Origin of the sequence: Paraburkholderia xenovorans LB400, from assembly GCF_000013645.1 — a bacterium.
GTDB classification, from domain to species: domain Bacteria; phylum Pseudomonadota; class Gammaproteobacteria; order Burkholderiales; family Burkholderiaceae; genus Paraburkholderia; species Paraburkholderia xenovorans.
In genome coordinates this window covers 218,812-234,253 of record NC_007952.1, presented here as the reverse complement: position 1 = coordinate 234,253, position 15,442 = coordinate 218,812, and the positions used below count along the sequence as shown (strand labels likewise).

Below are 15,442 nucleotides of genomic sequence, written 5' to 3'. Positions count from 1 at the left end.
TTTGACCCAAATCAGGCACTTAAGCGCCCCAAGAAAGGGGAAACGGGTATAATCGCGGGCTCCCTAAATCGAATCTTCGATGGTTGGGTTGTTCACTGCTTTCACGTCTTCACGGGAGTGGGAATGTCCAATCTGAGCAATGCATTGCAGTTGCGGTCTGTCCACAGCCAGCTGCCAGTCACGGCTTACTTTGACGAAGCGCTTCTAACGCGCGAAATCGACACCCTTTTCAAGAAAGGTCCTCGCTACATCGGCCACGATCTCATGGTGCCCGAGGCGGGGAATTATTTTGCTTTGCCGAGCGAGAGCGAAGGGCGTGTGCTCGTCCGTAACCAGCAATCGCAAGTCGAACTGCTGTCGAACGTGTGCCGCCACCGGCAAGCCATCATGCTCAACGGCCGCGGCCAGACGGAGAATATCGTCTGCCCCTTGCATCGCTGGACGTACGACCTGAACGGCCAGCTCCTCGGTGCGCCTCATTTTGCGGATAACCCCTGCCTGAATCTCGGCGCCACGCCGCTGCAGAACTGGCAAGGCCTGCTGTTCGAAGCGCAGGGGCGCAACGTCGCGCGCGATCTGGCGCGCCTCGGCACCAAGGAACATTTCGATTTTTCGGGCTTCATGTTCGATCACGTCGAAGTCCACGAGTGCAACTACAACTGGAAGACCTTTATCGAGGTCTATCTGGAGGACTATCACGTCGCGCCGTTCCATCCGGGGCTGGGCAGTTTCGTCAATTGCGACGACCTGACGTGGGAGTTCGGCGACTGGTATAGCGTCCAGACGGTTGGCGTGCACAAGGATCTGGAGCAGCCGGGCAGCCCCACCTACCGCAAGTGGCACGACGAAGTGCTGCGTTTTCGCGGCGGCAATCCGCCTGACTTCGGCGCGATCTGGATGGTGTACTACCCGGGCATTATGATCGAGTGGTATCCGCACGTGCTGGTAGTGTCGTGGCTGATTCCGCGCGGTCCGCAGAAAACCACCAACGTGGTGGAGTTCTATTACCCTGAGGAAATCGCGCTGTTCGAGCGGGAGTTCGTCGAAGCCGAGCGCGCCGCCTACATGGAAACCGCCCGTGAAGACGACGAGATCGCCGAACGCATGGACGCCGGCCGCCGCGCGCTGATGAATCGCGGTGAATCGCAGGTCGGCCCTTATCAGAGCCCGATGGAAGACGGCATGCAGCACTTCCACGAGTTCCTGCGGCGTGAGCTCGGCACGATCTGACTGGCAGCGCGTCAGATTGCTCAGAACTCACGCAGTACCCGCGCATGGAAAGACGGACTTCGGTCCGTCTTTTTTTGTTTAGACTAACGGGATAGCTCGGCCGTCCGGTGCCGGCGGGAAAGCCGCCTGACGGAGCCGCCATCGCTCGTATCGGGTTTTACATGGGACCGGAGTGAGGCAATAAAGCGCCAACTCTGGTCGACCGCTTTGCATGGGACCAGAGTAAGCGCTAAAGCGCCAACTCTGGTCGACCGCTTTGCATGGGACCAGAGTAAGCGCTAAAGCGCCAACTCTGGTCGACCGCTTTGCATGGGACCAGAGTAAGCGCTAAAGCGCCAACTCTGGTCGACAGGAGACGTCATGCCCCACACTCATTACACCACTCTGATCTCCGCGGCCAATCTCGCGGAACGGCTCGCCGCCGCGCCGGGCAGCGTGTTCGTCATCGATTGCCGGTTCGATCTGGCCGACCCGGAGGCGGGCGAAAAAGCCTATCTGGCCGGGCATCTGCCGGGCGCGCATTACCTGCATCTCGATCGCGATCTGTCGGGGCCGAAGAACGGCCAGAACGGCCGCCATCCGTTGCCGGATCGTGCGCGGCTGGTGGAGACGCTGGAGTCGCGCGGCCTGAAACAAGGGCAGCAGGTCGTCGCCTATGACGCACAAGGCGGCATGTACGCCGCCCGCGCATGGTGGCTGCTGCGCTGGCTCGGTCACGACGCGGTCGCGCTGCTCGACGGCGGGCTGCAGGCATGGGAGGCAGGCGGTTATCCGCTGACGCAGGACGCGCCCGCCCAGAACACCGGCGACTTCAAAGCCGGCGCGCCGCTGTCGGTCACGGTCGACGCGCAAACGGTCGAGCGCAATCTGGGTTCGAAGGAACGCGTGGTGGTCGACGCGCGCGCCGCCGACCGTTATCGCGGTGAGAACGAGACACTGGATCGCGTCGGCGGCCACATTCCCGGGGCGCTCAACCGCTTCTTCAAAGACAACCTCACCGCCGACAACCGCTTCAAGCCGGCTCACACGCTGCGCGAGGAATTCCACGCGCTGCTCGCCGGCACGCCGCCGGAACACGTGATACTGCAATGCGGCTCGGGCGTGACGGCCTGCGTGAATGCGCTGGCGATGGAAGTCGCCGGCCTGCACGGCGCGGCCTTGTACGCGGGATCATGGAGCGAATGGAGTTCGGATCCAAAGCGCCCCGTCGCAACTGGCCCGAATCCTTGAGTACACCAGCGAGAGCCGCAGCACCTGTTTAGCAAAAAGCCGTTGCCGCCCGAGAGCTGCAGCGGCTTCTTTTATTGCGATCGAGGGAGCACGAACCGCCTCAAGCCGCAGCCAAGCCTCAAGCCACCCCATGCTGCTTGAACCACACCAGCGCACGGCGCCAGCCGTCTTCCGCATCGGCCTTTTTGTAGCTCGGCCGGTAATCCGCGAAAAACGCGTGCCCGGCATCGTCATACACGACGAACTGCGAGCCGCGCCCTGCTTGGGGACCCTGCGCGATGGCCTGCTTCATCTGTTCGAGCGTGTCCTGCGGAATGCTCTGATCCTGCAACCCATAGAGTCCCAGAACCGGCGCATGAAGCTGCGCAACCTGATCGAGCGGATTGGCCGGCGTCATCGCGTTCTTCGCGCCCGTGACTCGCCCATACCACGCAACGCCCGCCTTCAGTCGCGGATTGTGTTCGGCATACAGCCACGCAATGCGCCCGCCCCAGCAGAAGCCGTTCACGCCAAGGCGGTTCAAATCGCCGCCATGCTCGCCGGCCCACGCGACCGTCGCGTCGAGATCGCCCATGACCTGGTCGTCCGGCACTTTGCTGACCAGTTGCTCGTTGAGCTGCTGCATGCTCGTATAAACGGTCGGATCGCCCTGCCGCTCATACAGATTCGGCGCGATCGCCAGATAACCCTGCTTGGCGAAACGCCGGCACACGTCGGCAATATGCTCGTGCACGCCGAAAATCTCATGCACGACGACGATCACCGGCAAGTGCGTTCTACCCTTCGGCTGCGCGCGATACGCCGGCACCAGCGTGTCGCCGGAGCGCACCGCCACTTCGCCGGCTTCGAGACCGTCGCTATCGGTATGGATGGTTTGCGCCGACACCGGCAGCACGGCTGCGGCGAATCCGGTGCCGAGCGCGGCCTTGATGAAAGTACGCCGGTCGAAGGGGACGTGCGGGACGAGGCTGTCGATCTCGGGTTTCAGCATGCGGCGCTCCTCGGTTGAACGTTGGAGGCAACAGGATACGCCCGACACGCATCCTGTTGCAGAGGCAACGTTCCCGGCCGCCGGCCGGGCGCATCGGCGCAGGTCAGTGCAGCTTGACCCGCGGCAGCGTGGTGCGGCGCAACCAGTGCGCGAAGGTGTCGAGCACCATCCGCGCATAGCCGTGCAGCGCGGCGATATGCAGCCGGTACAGCGACATGTACATGAAGCGCGCGAACAGCCCTTCGATCAGCATATTGCCGCCGATCACCCCGCCCATCAGATTGCCGACGGCACTGAAATGCCCGAGCGACACGAGCGAACCGAAGTCGCGATAGGTAAATTCCGGCAGCGGCCTGCCGTCGAGCCGCGCAGTCAGCGCTTTCATCAGGAAACTGGCCTGCTGGTGAGCCGCCTGCGCGCGCGGCGGCACGTTGCGCTCATTGCCCGGCCACGGACAGGCGGCGCAATCGCCCAGCGCGAAAATGTCGTCGTCGATTTCGGTTTGCAGCGTGCGGCGCACGACGAGCTGGCCCAGGCGATTGACCGGCAGGCCGTCGAGCTCGCTCAGGATCGCCGGCGCCTTGATGCCCGCCGCCCACACGGTCAGATCGGCGCGCACGGTTTTACCGCTCGCGGTGCGGATCAGGCCGGGCGCGACTTCGGCCACGGTTTCGCTGGTCATCAGCTTCACGCCGAGCTTGGTGAGCAGTTCGGCCGTGGCGGTCGAAACCCGTTCCTGCAAAGCCGGCAGAATGCGCGGCCCCGCTTCGATCAGCACAATGCCGACGTCGTGCCGCGGGTCGAGCTTATGGAGGCCGTACGCGGACAGCACCTGCGCCGTGTTACGCAATTCCGCCGACAGCTCCACACCCGTCGCGCCGCCGCCGACAATCGCCACCTGAATCCGCGGCTCGTCCGTGGACGGCGTGCCCGGCGCCGATTCGACGGGCTCATGCACCTGATGCTCGGCGCGCATGCATGCCGCGATCAGGCGCTTGCGGAAACGTTCGGCCTGGCTGACCGTGTCGAGTGCGAGGGAGAATTCGGGCGCACCTTTGACGCCGAAGAAAGCAGTCGTGCTACCGATCGCGATGATCAGCGTGTCGTATTCGAGTTCGCGTTCGGGCAGCAGTTCGGCGCCATCGTCGTCGAGCACGGTGCCGAGCATGAGGCGCCGGTTCGCGCGGTCGAGGCCCGTCAGTTCGCCCTGCTGGAATTCGAAACCATGCCAGCGCGCTTGCGCTGCATATTCGAGTTCCTGCGTGAAGGGGTCCATGCTACCCGCCGCCACCTCATGCAACAGAGGTTTCCAGATATGCGTCGGATTGCGGTCGACGAGCGTGACCTGCGCCCGCACCGCGCCCTTGTTCTTATGGGGTGCGTAGCGATCACCCAGGCGTGTCGCCAACTCCAGTCCCCCCGCGCCCCCGCCAACGACGATAAAACGATGCATTGAACTCTCCGTGTTTGCCGATGGGTTATGCGTCGCGGCGGCGCGCACGGGATATCACCCGGGCACGCCGTCTTTGACCGATTGTCCGCGAGCAACACGGGTTGTCACAAGCCATCAATACGCATGTGTGACATGCGCACGACGATATCGCACGCCGTCATACTTGCGTCAATGCGCTTCTTCCCAGTTCAGGCCTGCACCCACTTCGGCGACCAGCGGCACTTTCAGGTCGGCGACGCCGCACATCAACTCGGGCAGGCGCTTGCGCACGTCGGACAATTCCGCGTCCGGTACTTCGAGAATCAATTCGTCGTGCACCTGCATGATCATGCGGGTGCCGATCTTCGACTCTTCGATCCACTTCTGCACTGCGATCATCGAGAGTTTGATCAGGTCGGCCGCCGTGCCTTGCATCGGCGCGTTGATCGCGGCGCGCTCGGCGGCCTGGCGGCGCGGACCATTGCCGCCGTTGATCTCGGGCAGCCACAGGCGGCGGCCGAACACCGTTTCGACGTAGCCTTTGGCCTTCGCGCTCACGCGCGTTTCGTCCATATAACGCGCCACGCCAGGGTAACGTGCGAAATAGCGGTCGATATAGAGCTTGGCGGCGTCGCGCGTGATGCCGAGGTTCGAGGCGAGCCCGAACGAACTCATGCCGTAGATCAGGCCAAAGTTGATGACCTTGGCTACGCGCCGTTGATCGTTCGAGACTTCGAGCGGCGTCACGCTGAAGATTTCCGCCGCGGTGGCGCGGTGAATGTCTTCACCTTGCGAAAACGAGTGCAGCAACGATTCGTCGCCCGAAATGTGCGCCATGATGCGCAATTCGATCTGCGAATAATCCGCGGAGACCAGCTTGTGTCCGGCCGGTGCAATAAACGCTTCGCGAATACGGCGGCCTTCGCCGGTGCGCACGGGAATGTTCTGCAGGTTCGGGTCGTTCGACGCGAGCCGCCCCGTGACCGCCACGGCCTGCGCGTAGTTCGTATGCACGCGGCCCGTGGTAGCGTTGACCATGCGCGGCAGCTTGTCCGTGTAGGTCGATTTCAGCTTCGACAGGCCACGGTGTTCGAGCAGAATCTTCGGCAGCGGAAAATCTTCGGCGAGCTTTTGCAGCACTTCTTCGTCGGTGGAGGGTGCGCCGCTCGGGGTCTTCTTGACCACCGGCAACTCCAGCTTCTCGAAGAAGATCTGCCCGATCTGCTTGGGCGAACCCAGATTGAATTCGCCGCCGGCCAGCACATACGCCTCGCTTTCCAACTGGATCAGACGCGTGGCGATTTCGCTGCTTTGCTGACGCAGCTTCTCCGAATCGATCAGCACGCCGGTACGTTCCATCTTCCGCAGCACGCGCGAGGTGGGCAACTCGATGTCGTGATAAACGTACTGGAGGGTCTTCTCCGCCGCCACTTGCGGGTACAGCACCTGGTGCAGCCGCAAGGTGATGTCGGCGTCTTCCGCTGCGTATTCCGCGGCCTTGTCCAGCGCGACTTCGTCGAAACCGATCTGCCCCGCGCCCTTGCCCGCCACCTCTTCGTACTTGATCGTCTTCACGCCGAGATGGCGCAGCGCGAGGCTGTCCATGTCGTGCGTGCGATGCGATTCGACCACGTACGATTGCAGCAGCGTGTCGTGTTCGATACCGCGCATTTCGATGCCGTAGTTCGCCAGCACCTGCTCGTCGTACTTGAGATGCTGACCGACCTTCTTGTGCCCGGCGCTTTCCAGCCACGGCTTGAGCCTGGCGAGAACTTCGTCGCGCGGCAATTGCACGGGCGCGTCCGGGCCGCGATGCGCGAGCGGCACATAAGCCGCACGGCCGGCCTCGACCGACAACGACAGCCCCACGATCTGCGCGATCATGGGATCGAGCGACGTGGTTTCGGTATCGAAGGAAGTGAGTTCGGCCGCATTGATCTTCCCGAGCCACGCGTCGAACTGCTCCCACGTCTGCACGGTGTCGTAATGCCGCTCGTGATCCACGGACAAAGCCGGCGGCACGTCGGTTTCCGGACCTTCCACCGCATCCGCGATTTCCACTTCGCGCAGCCATGTCTTGAAGCCGTGGCGCGTGAACACCTCGCGCAGTTCCGCGCGCGATTCCGGCTGGCTTTGCAGGCTTTCCCCGATCGACACGATATGGTCGGTCAAGTCGCAATTACGCTCGACGGTGACGAGTTTCTTCGCCATTGGCAGAAAATCGAGCGCTCGGCGCAGATTGTCTCCTACCGCACCTTTGATTTCGTCCGCATGTGCGACGATGCCATCCAGCGAGTCGAATTGCGTCAGCCATTTGACCGCGGTTTTCGGCCCGCATTTCTCGACGCCCGGCACGTTGTCGACGGTATCGCCGACCAGCGACAGGTAGTCGATGATGCGCTCCGGCGGCACGCCGAACTTGGCGAGCACGCCGGCGCGGTCGAGTTTTTCGTTGGTCATCGTATTGATGAGGGTGACATGATCCGACACGAGCTGCGCCAGATCCTTGTCCCCAGTCGACACGATCACGTTCATGCCGCGCTTTTCCGCCTCGGTGCTGAGCGTGCCGATCACGTCGTCGGCCTCGACGCCTTCGATCATCAGCAGCGGCCAGCCGAGCGCGCGCACGGCCACATGAATCGGCTCGATCTGACGCGAGAGATCGTCCGGCATGGACGGACGGTTCGCCTTGTAGTCGGCATACCAGTCGTCGCGGAACGTTTTGCCCTTGGCGTCGAACACGCACGCGCTATACTCTGCTGTGACTTCCTTGCGCATGCGCCGCAGCATGTTGATCATCCCGTAGAGCGCACCTGTCGGACCACCGTCGGGGCCGCGCAGATCAGGCATCGCATGGTAGGCCCGGTACAGATAACTCGAACCGTCGACCAATAGCAGGGTCTTACCTTCAAGGCTTCGTTCTTCAGGCATTATGACTAAGAGAAAAGTGATTCCGAGTCTGCGATCACTCGCAGATCAAGAGCGCGCAACGGCCAAAAAGGCACGCGCATCGTGGCAGATGTTCACGATTATGGCAGAGTTTATCGAGGCGACCGAGTACCTCTCGGAGATTCGCCCGGCTGTCAGCATATATGGTTCGGCGCGCCTGAAACCGAACTCGCCCTACTACAAACTCGCCACGCAAATCGCGCGCAAGTTGTCGGACGCGGGCTTTGCGGTGATCTCGGGCGGCGGCCCGGGCATCATGGAGGCGGCCAACAAGGGTGCCCATGCAGGCAAGGCGCCTTCGGTTGGTCTGAACATCGAATTACCGCACGAGCAATCGGGCAATCAGTGGCAAGACATCTCGTTGCGCTTCCGCCATTTCTTCACGCGCAAGGTCACGTTCGTGAAGAATTCCGACGCGGTGATCGTGATGCCCGGCGGCTTCGGCACGCTGGACGAACTCGCCGAAGTGCTCACGCTGATCCAGACCAAGAAGTCGCGTCATGTGCCGATCATTCTGGTGGGCGCCGAATTCTGGGAAGGTCTGCTTGCGTGGTTCAGGAACTCGCTCACGCCAATGGGCCTGATCAATCCGGCCGACATGGACCTCATGCAGGTCATCGACGATCCCGATCAGGTGCTCGAAGCGGTACTGAAGTTCTATGAAGACCGAGAAGAAGCCGAGCCGCAACCAACCAAGTCGGACGAAGACCGGATGTTTTATCTGTGAGGCTACTTGCTTTCGCGCCGCGGCGCGAAGCGTGTGCAACGCCATGTGATAACACGCGGAGATCAACGGGCAGCCTCGAGGCTGCCCGTTTCGTTTTCCCGGGTTTGATCGCCTTGTGCCTGCAGCCATTCGCAGAACTGCTCGACTAGCGGCTTTGATGCCGCGCGGCGGCTTCGAAGGCGCGCAGCGCCGGAAAAGGAGGAAGGTTACAGGCCATGCCTGTGATTCCAGATCACATGGGCGCGCGCAAAAATCGTTTTGCTCGACGCCGGTTCGGCGCTAACCTCCTGAGCTTGAACCGCAAGCTAACCGATATGGACCACGATCCCACCTCGTCCGAACCCGCGCTGGCGCGTCCGCCCACCGTTTGGGAAATCTTCGGCGGCTTTCTCGGCCTTGGGCTGATTTCCTTCGGCGGCGCACTGCCGCTGGCGCGGCGCGCACTGGTCGAACAACGCCGCTGGCTGAGCGCCGACAAATTCACCGACCTGCTGGGCCTCTGCCAGTTCTTGCCGGGCGGCAGCGTGATCAATCTTTCGGTGGCCGTCGGCATGCGCTTTCGCGGTGTGCCGGGCGCGCTCGCCGGGTTGCTCGGCCTGATCGCGGGACCCTCCCTGATTGTGATCGGGCTTGGCGTGCTGTACGAACACACGCAGAACGACCCGCACGTTCGCCATCTGTTTGCCGGGCTCGCCGCTGCGGCGGCCGGCCTGTTGATCTCGATGGCCGTGAAAATCCTGCTGCCGCTACGGCACAAACCGGTGGCCGCGCTCATCGCCGCGCTCGGCTTCATCGCGATTGCAATCATGCGGTTGCCGCTTCTGCCCACCATGCTGGTACTGACGCCGCTCAGCATCTATATCGCGTCGAGGAAGGCACAATGAACGACACGCTCATTTCCCTCGCGGTCATCTTCAGCCAGCTTTCGCTGCTCGCGTTCGGCGGCGGCAATACGATTCTTCCGGAGATGCAGCGTCAGGTGGTGGACGTGCATCACTGGATGCCGGCCAGCGAATTCAGCGCGCTGTTCGCGCTCGCGCAGGCCGCGCCGGGGCCGAATCTGATGGTCGTCACGCTGGTCGGCTGGCATGTGGCCGGCTGGGCGGGCATGCTGGTGACGTCGGTGGCGAAGTTCGGGCCGTCGTCGCTCGTCACGGTACTGGCAATGCATGCCTGGGAGCGGTGCAAGGACCGCCCGTGGCGACGCTACGCGCAGTTGGGGCTGGTGCCGGTCACAGCCGGCGTGGTCGCGGCGAGCGCCGCACTTATCGCCGAAGCGTCGAACCCAACGGCGATTGCGTGGGCGATCACCGCGTTCACGGCTGTGATGGCGATAAAGACGCGCATTCACCCATTGTGGCTTCTGGCGGCCGGCAGTCTGATCGGGCTGACGGGTATCGGGCAGCTTTAGTCGCGCCTGGTCGCGCCTCATCGTGCCCCGTCGCGCCTGGCGAATGAGAGCGGGCCGAATCTGCGCCCGCATTGCCTGACGGGCCGAGAAAACCGCTTACTGGAACGCCACTTCCGCAAAACTCCGCAGCTTGCGGCTATGCAAGCGATGCAGCCCGTTCATCCGCAATAGTTCCATTGCTTTCACACCGATCTGCAGATGCTGATCGACCTGCGCGCGATAGAACTGGTCCGCCATACCCGGCAACTTCAATTCGCCATGCAGCGGCTTGTCCGACACGCACAGCAAGGTGCCGTACGGCACGCGGAAACGGAAGCCGTTCGCGGCGATCGTCGCGCTTTCCATGTCGAGCGCAATCGCGCGGCTTTGCGACAGCCGCTGCACCGGCTCGCGATGATCGCGCAATTCCCAGTTGCGGTTGTCCACGCTCGCTACCGTCCCCGTGCGCATCACGCGCTTCAATTCGACGCCGTCCAGCTGCGTGACCTGCGCGACCGCGCGTTCCAGCGCGACCTGCACTTCGGCGAGCGCCGGAATCGGCACCCACAGCGGCAAGTCGTCGTCGAGCACGTGATCCTCGCGTACATAGCCGTGCGCCAGCACATAGTCGCCGAGGCGTTGCGTATTGCGCAGGCCCGCGCAGTGGCCGAGCATGATCCACGCATGCGGACGCAGCACGGCGATGTGATCCGTAATGGTCTTCGCATTCGACGGCCCGACGCCGATGTTGACCATCGTGATGCCGCTGCCGTCGGCGCGTTTCAGGTGATACGCGGGCATTTGCGGCAGGCGCGGCGGAGCCGTGCCTTCCTGCGCCTGCTCGCCGAGATTCTCGTTGTACGTGACCACATCTCCGGGCTCGACGAACGACGTGTATTCGCTGCGATAGGCGCGCAGTTCTTCGTCGTCGGTATGGGCCATCATGGTGCGGCCGAGTTTGACGAACTCGTCGATATAGAACTGGTAGTTCGTGTACAGCACGTAGTTCTGGCAATGCGTGGGCGAGGTCGCCGTATAGTGCTTCAGCCGATGCAGCGAGAAATCGACCCGCGCCGCCGTGAACAGCGCGAGCGGATGCGGCTTGCCCGGCTGCGGCTCATACGTGCCGTTGACGATGCGGTCGTCGAGCAGCGCGAGGTCCGGCGTGTCGAACACGTCGCGCATCAGGAACAGGCGCTCGCGATCCAGATCGCCTTCGAGGTGGATGCCTTCGGCGAAAGCGAAATGAATCGGAATCGGCTGATCCGACACACCCACTTCGATCTGCACATGATGGTTCTTCGCCAGCAGGCGCAATTGCTCGCGATAGTAGTTGCCGAACAGATCCGGCCGCGTGACAGTCGTCTCGAACACGCCCGGACCCGCGACGAAACCATACGACCGGCGCGAGTCGATATGCGTGTTGACCTCGGTGCACACCCGCACGAACGGATAGCAGGCGCGTACGCGGCTCTGGAACAGTTCGTTGCGGCGATAGCGCGCGAAGGCGTCGCGCAGGAATGAAGTGTTCGCTTCGTAGATCGCCGAGAGGCGGGTGACGGCCTCGGTGGCGTCTTCGAAGGATTCGGTCGGGAAGCTGTTGGCGGGAGTCTGCACCGCGCGTTGATTGGTATCGTTGTTCATCTTCATTCGCCTCGATTGATGAGGCGACATTACCACGGAACTTGTGATCGCCAAATGACCTGGCGGCACGGCGACACACGCCGCACACGGCTCGCAGGATTGCGCGCACGCCGCGCGAAAGCGGCGCAAAATAAGGCGGTCGCGCCCGATGGCCAGGCTGGATTTGCTAGAATCGGGACACCCTATCGGAGAATCACCATGAAGCCGCTCCTTCCCGTCGCCGTTGCACTGGCCCTCGCCTTTGGCAACGCCGCGATGGCTGCCCAGCCTGTCGATGACACTCCGCCCCCCGGCGCGCCCCAGTCCGCCAATGAACGGGCCGGCCTGCCCGACCTGGAGAAGATCAATCGTCCGGCCGCGGAGGTCAGCTCGAAGGTCGAAATCAACGTTCCGCGCACGCCAAGCTTTTACGAACGCAGTCCCAACGGCACCGAAATCACCGAATACCGCGACAAAGGCAAGCCCGTCGAAATCAACGTGCATTCGAACCTAGGCACGCGCTACCAGATGAGCGCGCCGCTCGACACGTCGCCCACCGTGCGCGACAACGGCCGCGCGAGCACGCGTTTGCCGTCGGTGCACCTGACCTATTGATGCGTACCGGGGCGGCGCCCCGGTACAGGCCGCCGCCCGGATTCACGCGCCTGCAAAGCGTCGTCCCGGGCGTCAGCCTGGCTGGCGGGTTTCACCCTGGCGGTACGGCTTTGAAACGCCGCAGCGCTTCACGGTTCCTGAGAACACATTTTCAATACCGCATTTGCCGCACATCGCACTGGCCGCACCGCGCCAGCCCGACCAACCTGATCTGACGTTTCCCGCATGGCTGTCTTCACCGCTGTCACTGAACCCCAACTTGCAGAATGGATGCGTCATTACGATCTCGGCGACGTCGTCGAATTTCGTGGCATCTCCTCCGGTATCGAAAACAGCAACTTCTTTCTGACGACAACGCGCGGCGAATACGTCCTCACGATCTTCGAAAAGCTGACGGCCGAACAACTGCCGTTCTATCTCGACCTCATGCGGCATCTGGCCGCGCACCGCGTGCCGGTGCCGGACCCCATGCCACGCGAAGACGGCGCCCTGTTCGGCCTGTTGCAAGGCAAGCCCGCCGCCATCGTGACCAGGCTCGAGGGCGCGCCGGAGCTGGCGCCGGGCGTCGAGCACTGTATCGAGGTCGGGCAGATGCTCGCGCGCATGCATCTGGCAGGACGCGACTACCCGGCCTATCAGCCGAATCTGCGCAGCCTGCCGTGGTGGAAGGAAACCGTGCCGACCATCCTGCCGTTTCTGGAAGGCGGGCAACGCGAGCTGCTGTCGTCCGAACTGGCGTATCAGGAAGCTTTTTTCGCCTCGGCCGATTACGCCGCGCTGCCTGAAGGCCCGTGCCACGCCGACCTGTTCCGCGACAATGCCATGTTCGCCCACGCCGAGCCCGGCACGGGCCACGAGGTGCGCCTGGGCGGTTTCTTCGACTTCTATTTCGCCGGCTGCGACAAGTGGCTGTTCGACGTGGCGGTAACGGTCAACGACTGGTGCGTCGACCTCGCCACCGGCAAACTCGACGCGGCGCGCACCGAAGCAATGCTGCGCGCTTACCAGACCGTGCGCCCGTTCACAGCGGAAGAAAACCGCCATTGGGGCGACATGCTGCGCGCGGGCGCGTACCGTTTTTGGGTCTCACGCCTGTATGATTTCCATTTGCCGCGCGCGGCCGAGTTGCTCAAACCGCACGATCCCGGCCATTTCGAGCGCATCCTGCGCGAACGCCTGTCCGGCGTTGCACTTCCAGGCATTCATACCTCATGCAACTGATCGAAGTCCCCGCGAAAGCCGGCTATGTGTGGTTCCGGCAGGGTATCTGGCTGTTCCGTAAGAACCCGCTCGCGTTCCTGACGCTGTTCTTCACCTATCTGCTGGTGATGACGCTCGTCTCGCAAATTCCGGTGATCGGCGGCGTGCTGCCGCTGGCGTTCATTCCAGGCGTTGCAGTCGGTTTCATGGCCGCGTGCCGCAACACGATCGCCGGCAAGCCGGTTTTTCCGACCATTCTGGTGGACGGCTTTCACTCGTACGGGCCGGTGGTCGCGAAGCGGCTGCTGGTGCTCGGTGTGCTCTATGTCGTCGCGATGGCGCTGGTGCTGGCCGGTTCGGCGCTCGCCGACGGCGGCATGCTGCTGAAGGTGATGCTCGGTGGCGCCACGATGGACCAGGACGCGATCGCCAACAGCAATATTCCGCTGGCGGTGCTCACGGCTTTGGCGCTCTACATTCCGGTCGCGATGATTTTCTGGTTCTCGCCGATTCTCACCGCATGGCACGACGTGCCGCCCGTCAAGGCAATGTTCTTCAGCATCGTCAGTTGCTGGCGCAACCGCGGCGCGTTCGTCGTGTTCGGCGCGCTATGGTTCGCGGTGGCGATAACGGTGTCGCTCGGCCTGTCCGCGTTGATGCAGGCGCTGGGTGCCGGCGACTTCGCGTTCGCGGTCCTGATGCCCGCCACGATGATCGTCACGACCATGCTGTACTGCTCGTTCTACGCGACCTATCGCGGCTGCTTCGGCGTGCAGACACCCGAAACCCCGGACCTGCCGACCACACCGGCGGCCTGATTCCCGTTCTGGGGCGGCCGCAATTCTAGTGGCCACCCCAGCGCCGATCTCCATCGCGGCGCTTGCTCTCGTCGCTCCAGGAAACCCCACCCGCACTCGTCAGCCTGCGCCGATTTGCGGCACAATAGTTTGTGCGCAATCGATTTGCACGCTACTTTTTACGAGATGCACCATGACCCAGCGCCCCGCTTTGCCCTTCACGCTCGACGAGCAACTCTGCTTCGCCCTCTACTCGACCTCGCTCGCCATGACCAAGGCGTACAAGCCGCTGCTCGACAGACTCGGCCTGACCTATCCGCAATATCTCGCGATGCTGGTGCTGTGGGAGAGCGACGACGTCACGGTCAAAGATATGGCCGCACGCCTGAACCTCGATTCGGCGACGGTCACGCCACTGCTCAAGCGGCTCGAAGCTCAGGGTCTGGTGGAGCGGGTGCGCGGTGTCGACGACGAGCGTCTCGTGTACATCCGGCTCACCAAGGCCGGTTCGGCTCTCAAGCGCCAGGCGCGTGAAGTGCCTGCGGAAATCTTCTGCGCGACCCAGCAGACACCCGAATTTCTGCTGCGTTTGCGTGACGACCTGACGCGCCTGCGCGGCACACTCAACGATTACATGGACCGCTAGCCCGCCGGCTCCAGAACGCGTGCTATCGCTACGATGTGAAAAATCATTTGCACACAAATTATTTGTACACTATCTTTGTCACGTGTCCGCGCAATTAGTGCTCTGCCGGAACGGCAGGCCAGCAAAGAGCGGCAAACACGCAGATCCTGACAACCCAGACAAAGGAACAGCATCATGAACATCCTCTACAAAGCAAGCGCAACGAGCACCGGTGGCCGCGACGGCCGGGCGGTGTCGTCGGATAATGCATTGGACGTCAAGCTGGCGGCACCGCGTGAACTGGGCGGCACCGGCGCGGCGGGCACGAACCCGGAACAACTGTTCGCAGCGGGCTACTCGGCGTGTTTCCTGAGCGCAATGAAGTTTGTCGCCGGGCAGCACAAGCAGACCTTGCCGGCAGACACGCAGGTCACTGCCGAAGTCGGCATTGGTCCGAACGACAAGGGCGGCTTCGCGCTCGATATCGATCTGCGCGTCTCGCTGCCGGGTCTCGACGCAAACGCGGCAAGGGAACTGGTCGACGCAGCGCATCAGGTTTGCCCGTACTCGAACGCCACGCGCAATAACGTCGCGGTCCGTTTGCAAATCGCCTAAGCTACGGCCTCGACGCTT

At 62.8% G+C, this 15,442-nt stretch carries 15 protein-coding genes; 10 read left to right on the top strand and 5 right to left on the bottom strand.

The window, feature by feature from the left end:
• Nucleotides 1–123 precede the first annotated feature (123 nt).
• Nucleotides 124–1,230 carry an aromatic ring-hydroxylating oxygenase subunit alpha gene (locus tag BXE_RS23050; RefSeq protein ID WP_011490542.1) on the top strand — a complete coding sequence of 369 codons (1,107 nt, stop codon included), beginning with the start codon at nucleotides 124–126 and terminating at the stop codon, nucleotides 1,228–1,230.
• Nucleotides 1,231–1,590: 360 nt separating this feature from the next.
• On the top strand, nucleotides 1,591–2,460 hold the full coding sequence (locus tag BXE_RS23045) for a sulfurtransferase (protein WP_011490541.1): 870 nt from the start codon (nucleotides 1,591–1,593) through the stop codon (nucleotides 2,458–2,460).
• Between the two features lie 118 nt (nucleotides 2,461–2,578).
• Here BXE_RS23045 and BXE_RS23040 read toward each other — a convergent pair whose 3' ends face one another.
• The 3 genes from BXE_RS23040 to polA form a co-directional block, all read right to left on the bottom strand.
• Complete coding sequence (locus BXE_RS23040; protein WP_011490540.1) at nucleotides 2,579–3,451, bottom strand: dienelactone hydrolase family protein; 873 nt, start codon at nucleotides 3,449–3,451, stop codon at nucleotides 2,579–2,581.
• Between the two features lie 103 nt (nucleotides 3,452–3,554).
• Entirely contained in the window at nucleotides 3,555–4,904 is a 1,350-nt protein-coding gene (locus BXE_RS23035; RefSeq protein ID WP_011490539.1) for an NAD(P)/FAD-dependent oxidoreductase, read from the bottom strand.
• 168 nt (nucleotides 4,905–5,072) lie between these two features.
• Entirely contained in the window at nucleotides 5,073–7,814 is a 2,742-nt protein-coding gene (gene polA / locus BXE_RS23030) for a DNA polymerase I (protein WP_011490538.1), read from the bottom strand.
• Nucleotide 7,815: 1 nt separating this feature from the next.
• On the opposite strand from polA, the gene BXE_RS23025 reads away from it, so the two are divergent.
• From BXE_RS23025 to BXE_RS23015, 3 genes are all read left to right on the top strand, one after another.
• Entirely contained in the window at nucleotides 7,816–8,559 is a 744-nt protein-coding gene (locus tag BXE_RS23025; RefSeq protein ID WP_011490537.1) for a TIGR00730 family Rossman fold protein, read from the top strand.
• A gap of 314 nt (nucleotides 8,560–8,873) precedes the next feature.
• The gene (locus BXE_RS23020) at nucleotides 8,874–9,443 is read left to right on the top strand and encodes a chromate transporter (protein WP_011490536.1); all 570 of its coding nucleotides are present in this window, start codon (nucleotides 8,874–8,876) and stop codon (nucleotides 9,441–9,443) included.
• The gene (locus BXE_RS23015) at nucleotides 9,440–9,970 is read left to right on the top strand and encodes a chromate transporter (RefSeq protein WP_007178831.1); all 531 of its coding nucleotides are present in this window, start codon (nucleotides 9,440–9,442) and stop codon (nucleotides 9,968–9,970) included. Before BXE_RS23020 ends, BXE_RS23015 begins: the two co-directional genes overlap by 4 nt.
• Before the next feature lie 96 nt (nucleotides 9,971–10,066).
• Here the strand turns inward: BXE_RS23015 and BXE_RS23010 are convergent, their stop codons facing one another.
• On the bottom strand, nucleotides 10,067–11,593 hold the full coding sequence (locus tag BXE_RS23010) for an AMP nucleosidase (protein ID WP_040125062.1): 1,527 nt from the start codon (nucleotides 11,591–11,593) through the stop codon (nucleotides 10,067–10,069).
• A gap of 198 nt (nucleotides 11,594–11,791) precedes the next feature.
• Between BXE_RS23010 and BXE_RS23005 the strand changes: the two genes are divergently transcribed.
• Nucleotides 11,792–12,187, top strand: a complete 396-nt coding sequence (locus BXE_RS23005) for a hypothetical protein (RefSeq protein WP_011490534.1) — start codon at nucleotides 11,792–11,794, stop codon at nucleotides 12,185–12,187.
• Between the two features lie 72 nt (nucleotides 12,188–12,259).
• Here BXE_RS23005 and BXE_RS46640 read toward each other — a convergent pair whose 3' ends face one another.
• Nucleotides 12,260–12,466 carry a hypothetical protein gene (locus BXE_RS46640; RefSeq protein WP_167540884.1) on the bottom strand — a complete coding sequence of 69 codons (207 nt, stop codon included), beginning with the start codon at nucleotides 12,464–12,466 and terminating at the stop codon, nucleotides 12,260–12,262.
• Here BXE_RS46640 and BXE_RS23000 point away from each other — a divergent pair.
• From BXE_RS23000 to BXE_RS22985, 4 genes are all read left to right on the top strand, one after another.
• Nucleotides 12,413–13,408, top strand: a complete 996-nt coding sequence (locus tag BXE_RS23000; RefSeq protein WP_011490533.1) for a homoserine kinase — start codon at nucleotides 12,413–12,415, stop codon at nucleotides 13,406–13,408. The two genes, BXE_RS46640 and BXE_RS23000, sit on opposite strands and share 54 nt — an antisense overlap.
• Nucleotides 13,399–14,205, top strand: a complete 807-nt coding sequence (locus BXE_RS22995; RefSeq protein ID WP_007178827.1) for a BPSS1780 family membrane protein — start codon at nucleotides 13,399–13,401, stop codon at nucleotides 14,203–14,205. The genes BXE_RS23000 and BXE_RS22995 overlap by 10 nt, the downstream gene beginning before the upstream one ends.
• 172 nt (nucleotides 14,206–14,377) lie before the next feature.
• Entirely contained in the window at nucleotides 14,378–14,830 is a 453-nt protein-coding gene (locus BXE_RS22990; RefSeq protein WP_011490532.1) for a MarR family winged helix-turn-helix transcriptional regulator, read from the top strand.
• A gap of 174 nt (nucleotides 14,831–15,004) precedes the next feature.
• A complete protein-coding gene (locus BXE_RS22985) occupies nucleotides 15,005–15,424 on the top strand; it encodes an organic hydroperoxide resistance protein (protein WP_011490531.1) in 420 nt (139 codons plus the stop codon).
• Nucleotides 15,425–15,442: the final 18 nt, after the last annotated feature.

Excerpts from the sequence above, each read along its gene's own strand:
- BXE_RS22995 (WP_007178827.1), top strand. The coding sequence starts at position 13,399 with ATGCAACTGATCGAAGTCCCCGCGAAAGCCGGCTATGTGTGGTTCCGG.
- BXE_RS23040 (WP_011490540.1), bottom strand. The coding sequence starts at position 3,451 with ATGCTGAAACCCGAGATCGACAGCCTCGTCCCGCACGTCCCCTTCGAC.
- BXE_RS46640 (WP_167540884.1), bottom strand. The coding sequence starts at position 12,466 with ATGACGCATCCATTCTGCAAGTTGGGGTTCAGTGACAGCGGTGAAGAC.
- BXE_RS23005 (WP_011490534.1), top strand. The coding sequence starts at position 11,792 with ATGAAGCCGCTCCTTCCCGTCGCCGTTGCACTGGCCCTCGCCTTTGGC.
- BXE_RS23015 (WP_007178831.1), top strand. The coding sequence starts at position 9,440 with ATGAACGACACGCTCATTTCCCTCGCGGTCATCTTCAGCCAGCTTTCG.
- polA (WP_011490538.1), bottom strand. The coding sequence starts at position 7,814 with ATGCCTGAAGAACGAAGCCTTGAAGGTAAGACCCTGCTATTGGTCGAC.
- BXE_RS22985 (WP_011490531.1), top strand. The coding sequence starts at position 15,005 with ATGAACATCCTCTACAAAGCAAGCGCAACGAGCACCGGTGGCCGCGAC.
- BXE_RS23045 (WP_011490541.1), top strand. The coding sequence starts at position 1,591 with ATGCCCCACACTCATTACACCACTCTGATCTCCGCGGCCAATCTCGCG.
- BXE_RS23035 (WP_011490539.1), bottom strand. The coding sequence starts at position 4,904 with ATGCATCGTTTTATCGTCGTTGGCGGGGGCGCGGGGGGACTGGAGTTG.
- BXE_RS23010 (WP_040125062.1), bottom strand. The coding sequence starts at position 11,593 with ATGAACAACGATACCAATCAACGCGCGGTGCAGACTCCCGCCAACAGC.
- BXE_RS23020 (WP_011490536.1), top strand. The coding sequence starts at position 8,874 with ATGGACCACGATCCCACCTCGTCCGAACCCGCGCTGGCGCGTCCGCCC.
- BXE_RS23050 (WP_011490542.1), top strand. The coding sequence starts at position 124 with ATGTCCAATCTGAGCAATGCATTGCAGTTGCGGTCTGTCCACAGCCAG.
- BXE_RS23025 (WP_011490537.1), top strand. The coding sequence starts at position 7,816 with ATGACTAAGAGAAAAGTGATTCCGAGTCTGCGATCACTCGCAGATCAA.
- BXE_RS23000 (WP_011490533.1), top strand. The coding sequence starts at position 12,413 with ATGGCTGTCTTCACCGCTGTCACTGAACCCCAACTTGCAGAATGGATG.
- BXE_RS22990 (WP_011490532.1), top strand. The coding sequence starts at position 14,378 with ATGACCCAGCGCCCCGCTTTGCCCTTCACGCTCGACGAGCAACTCTGC.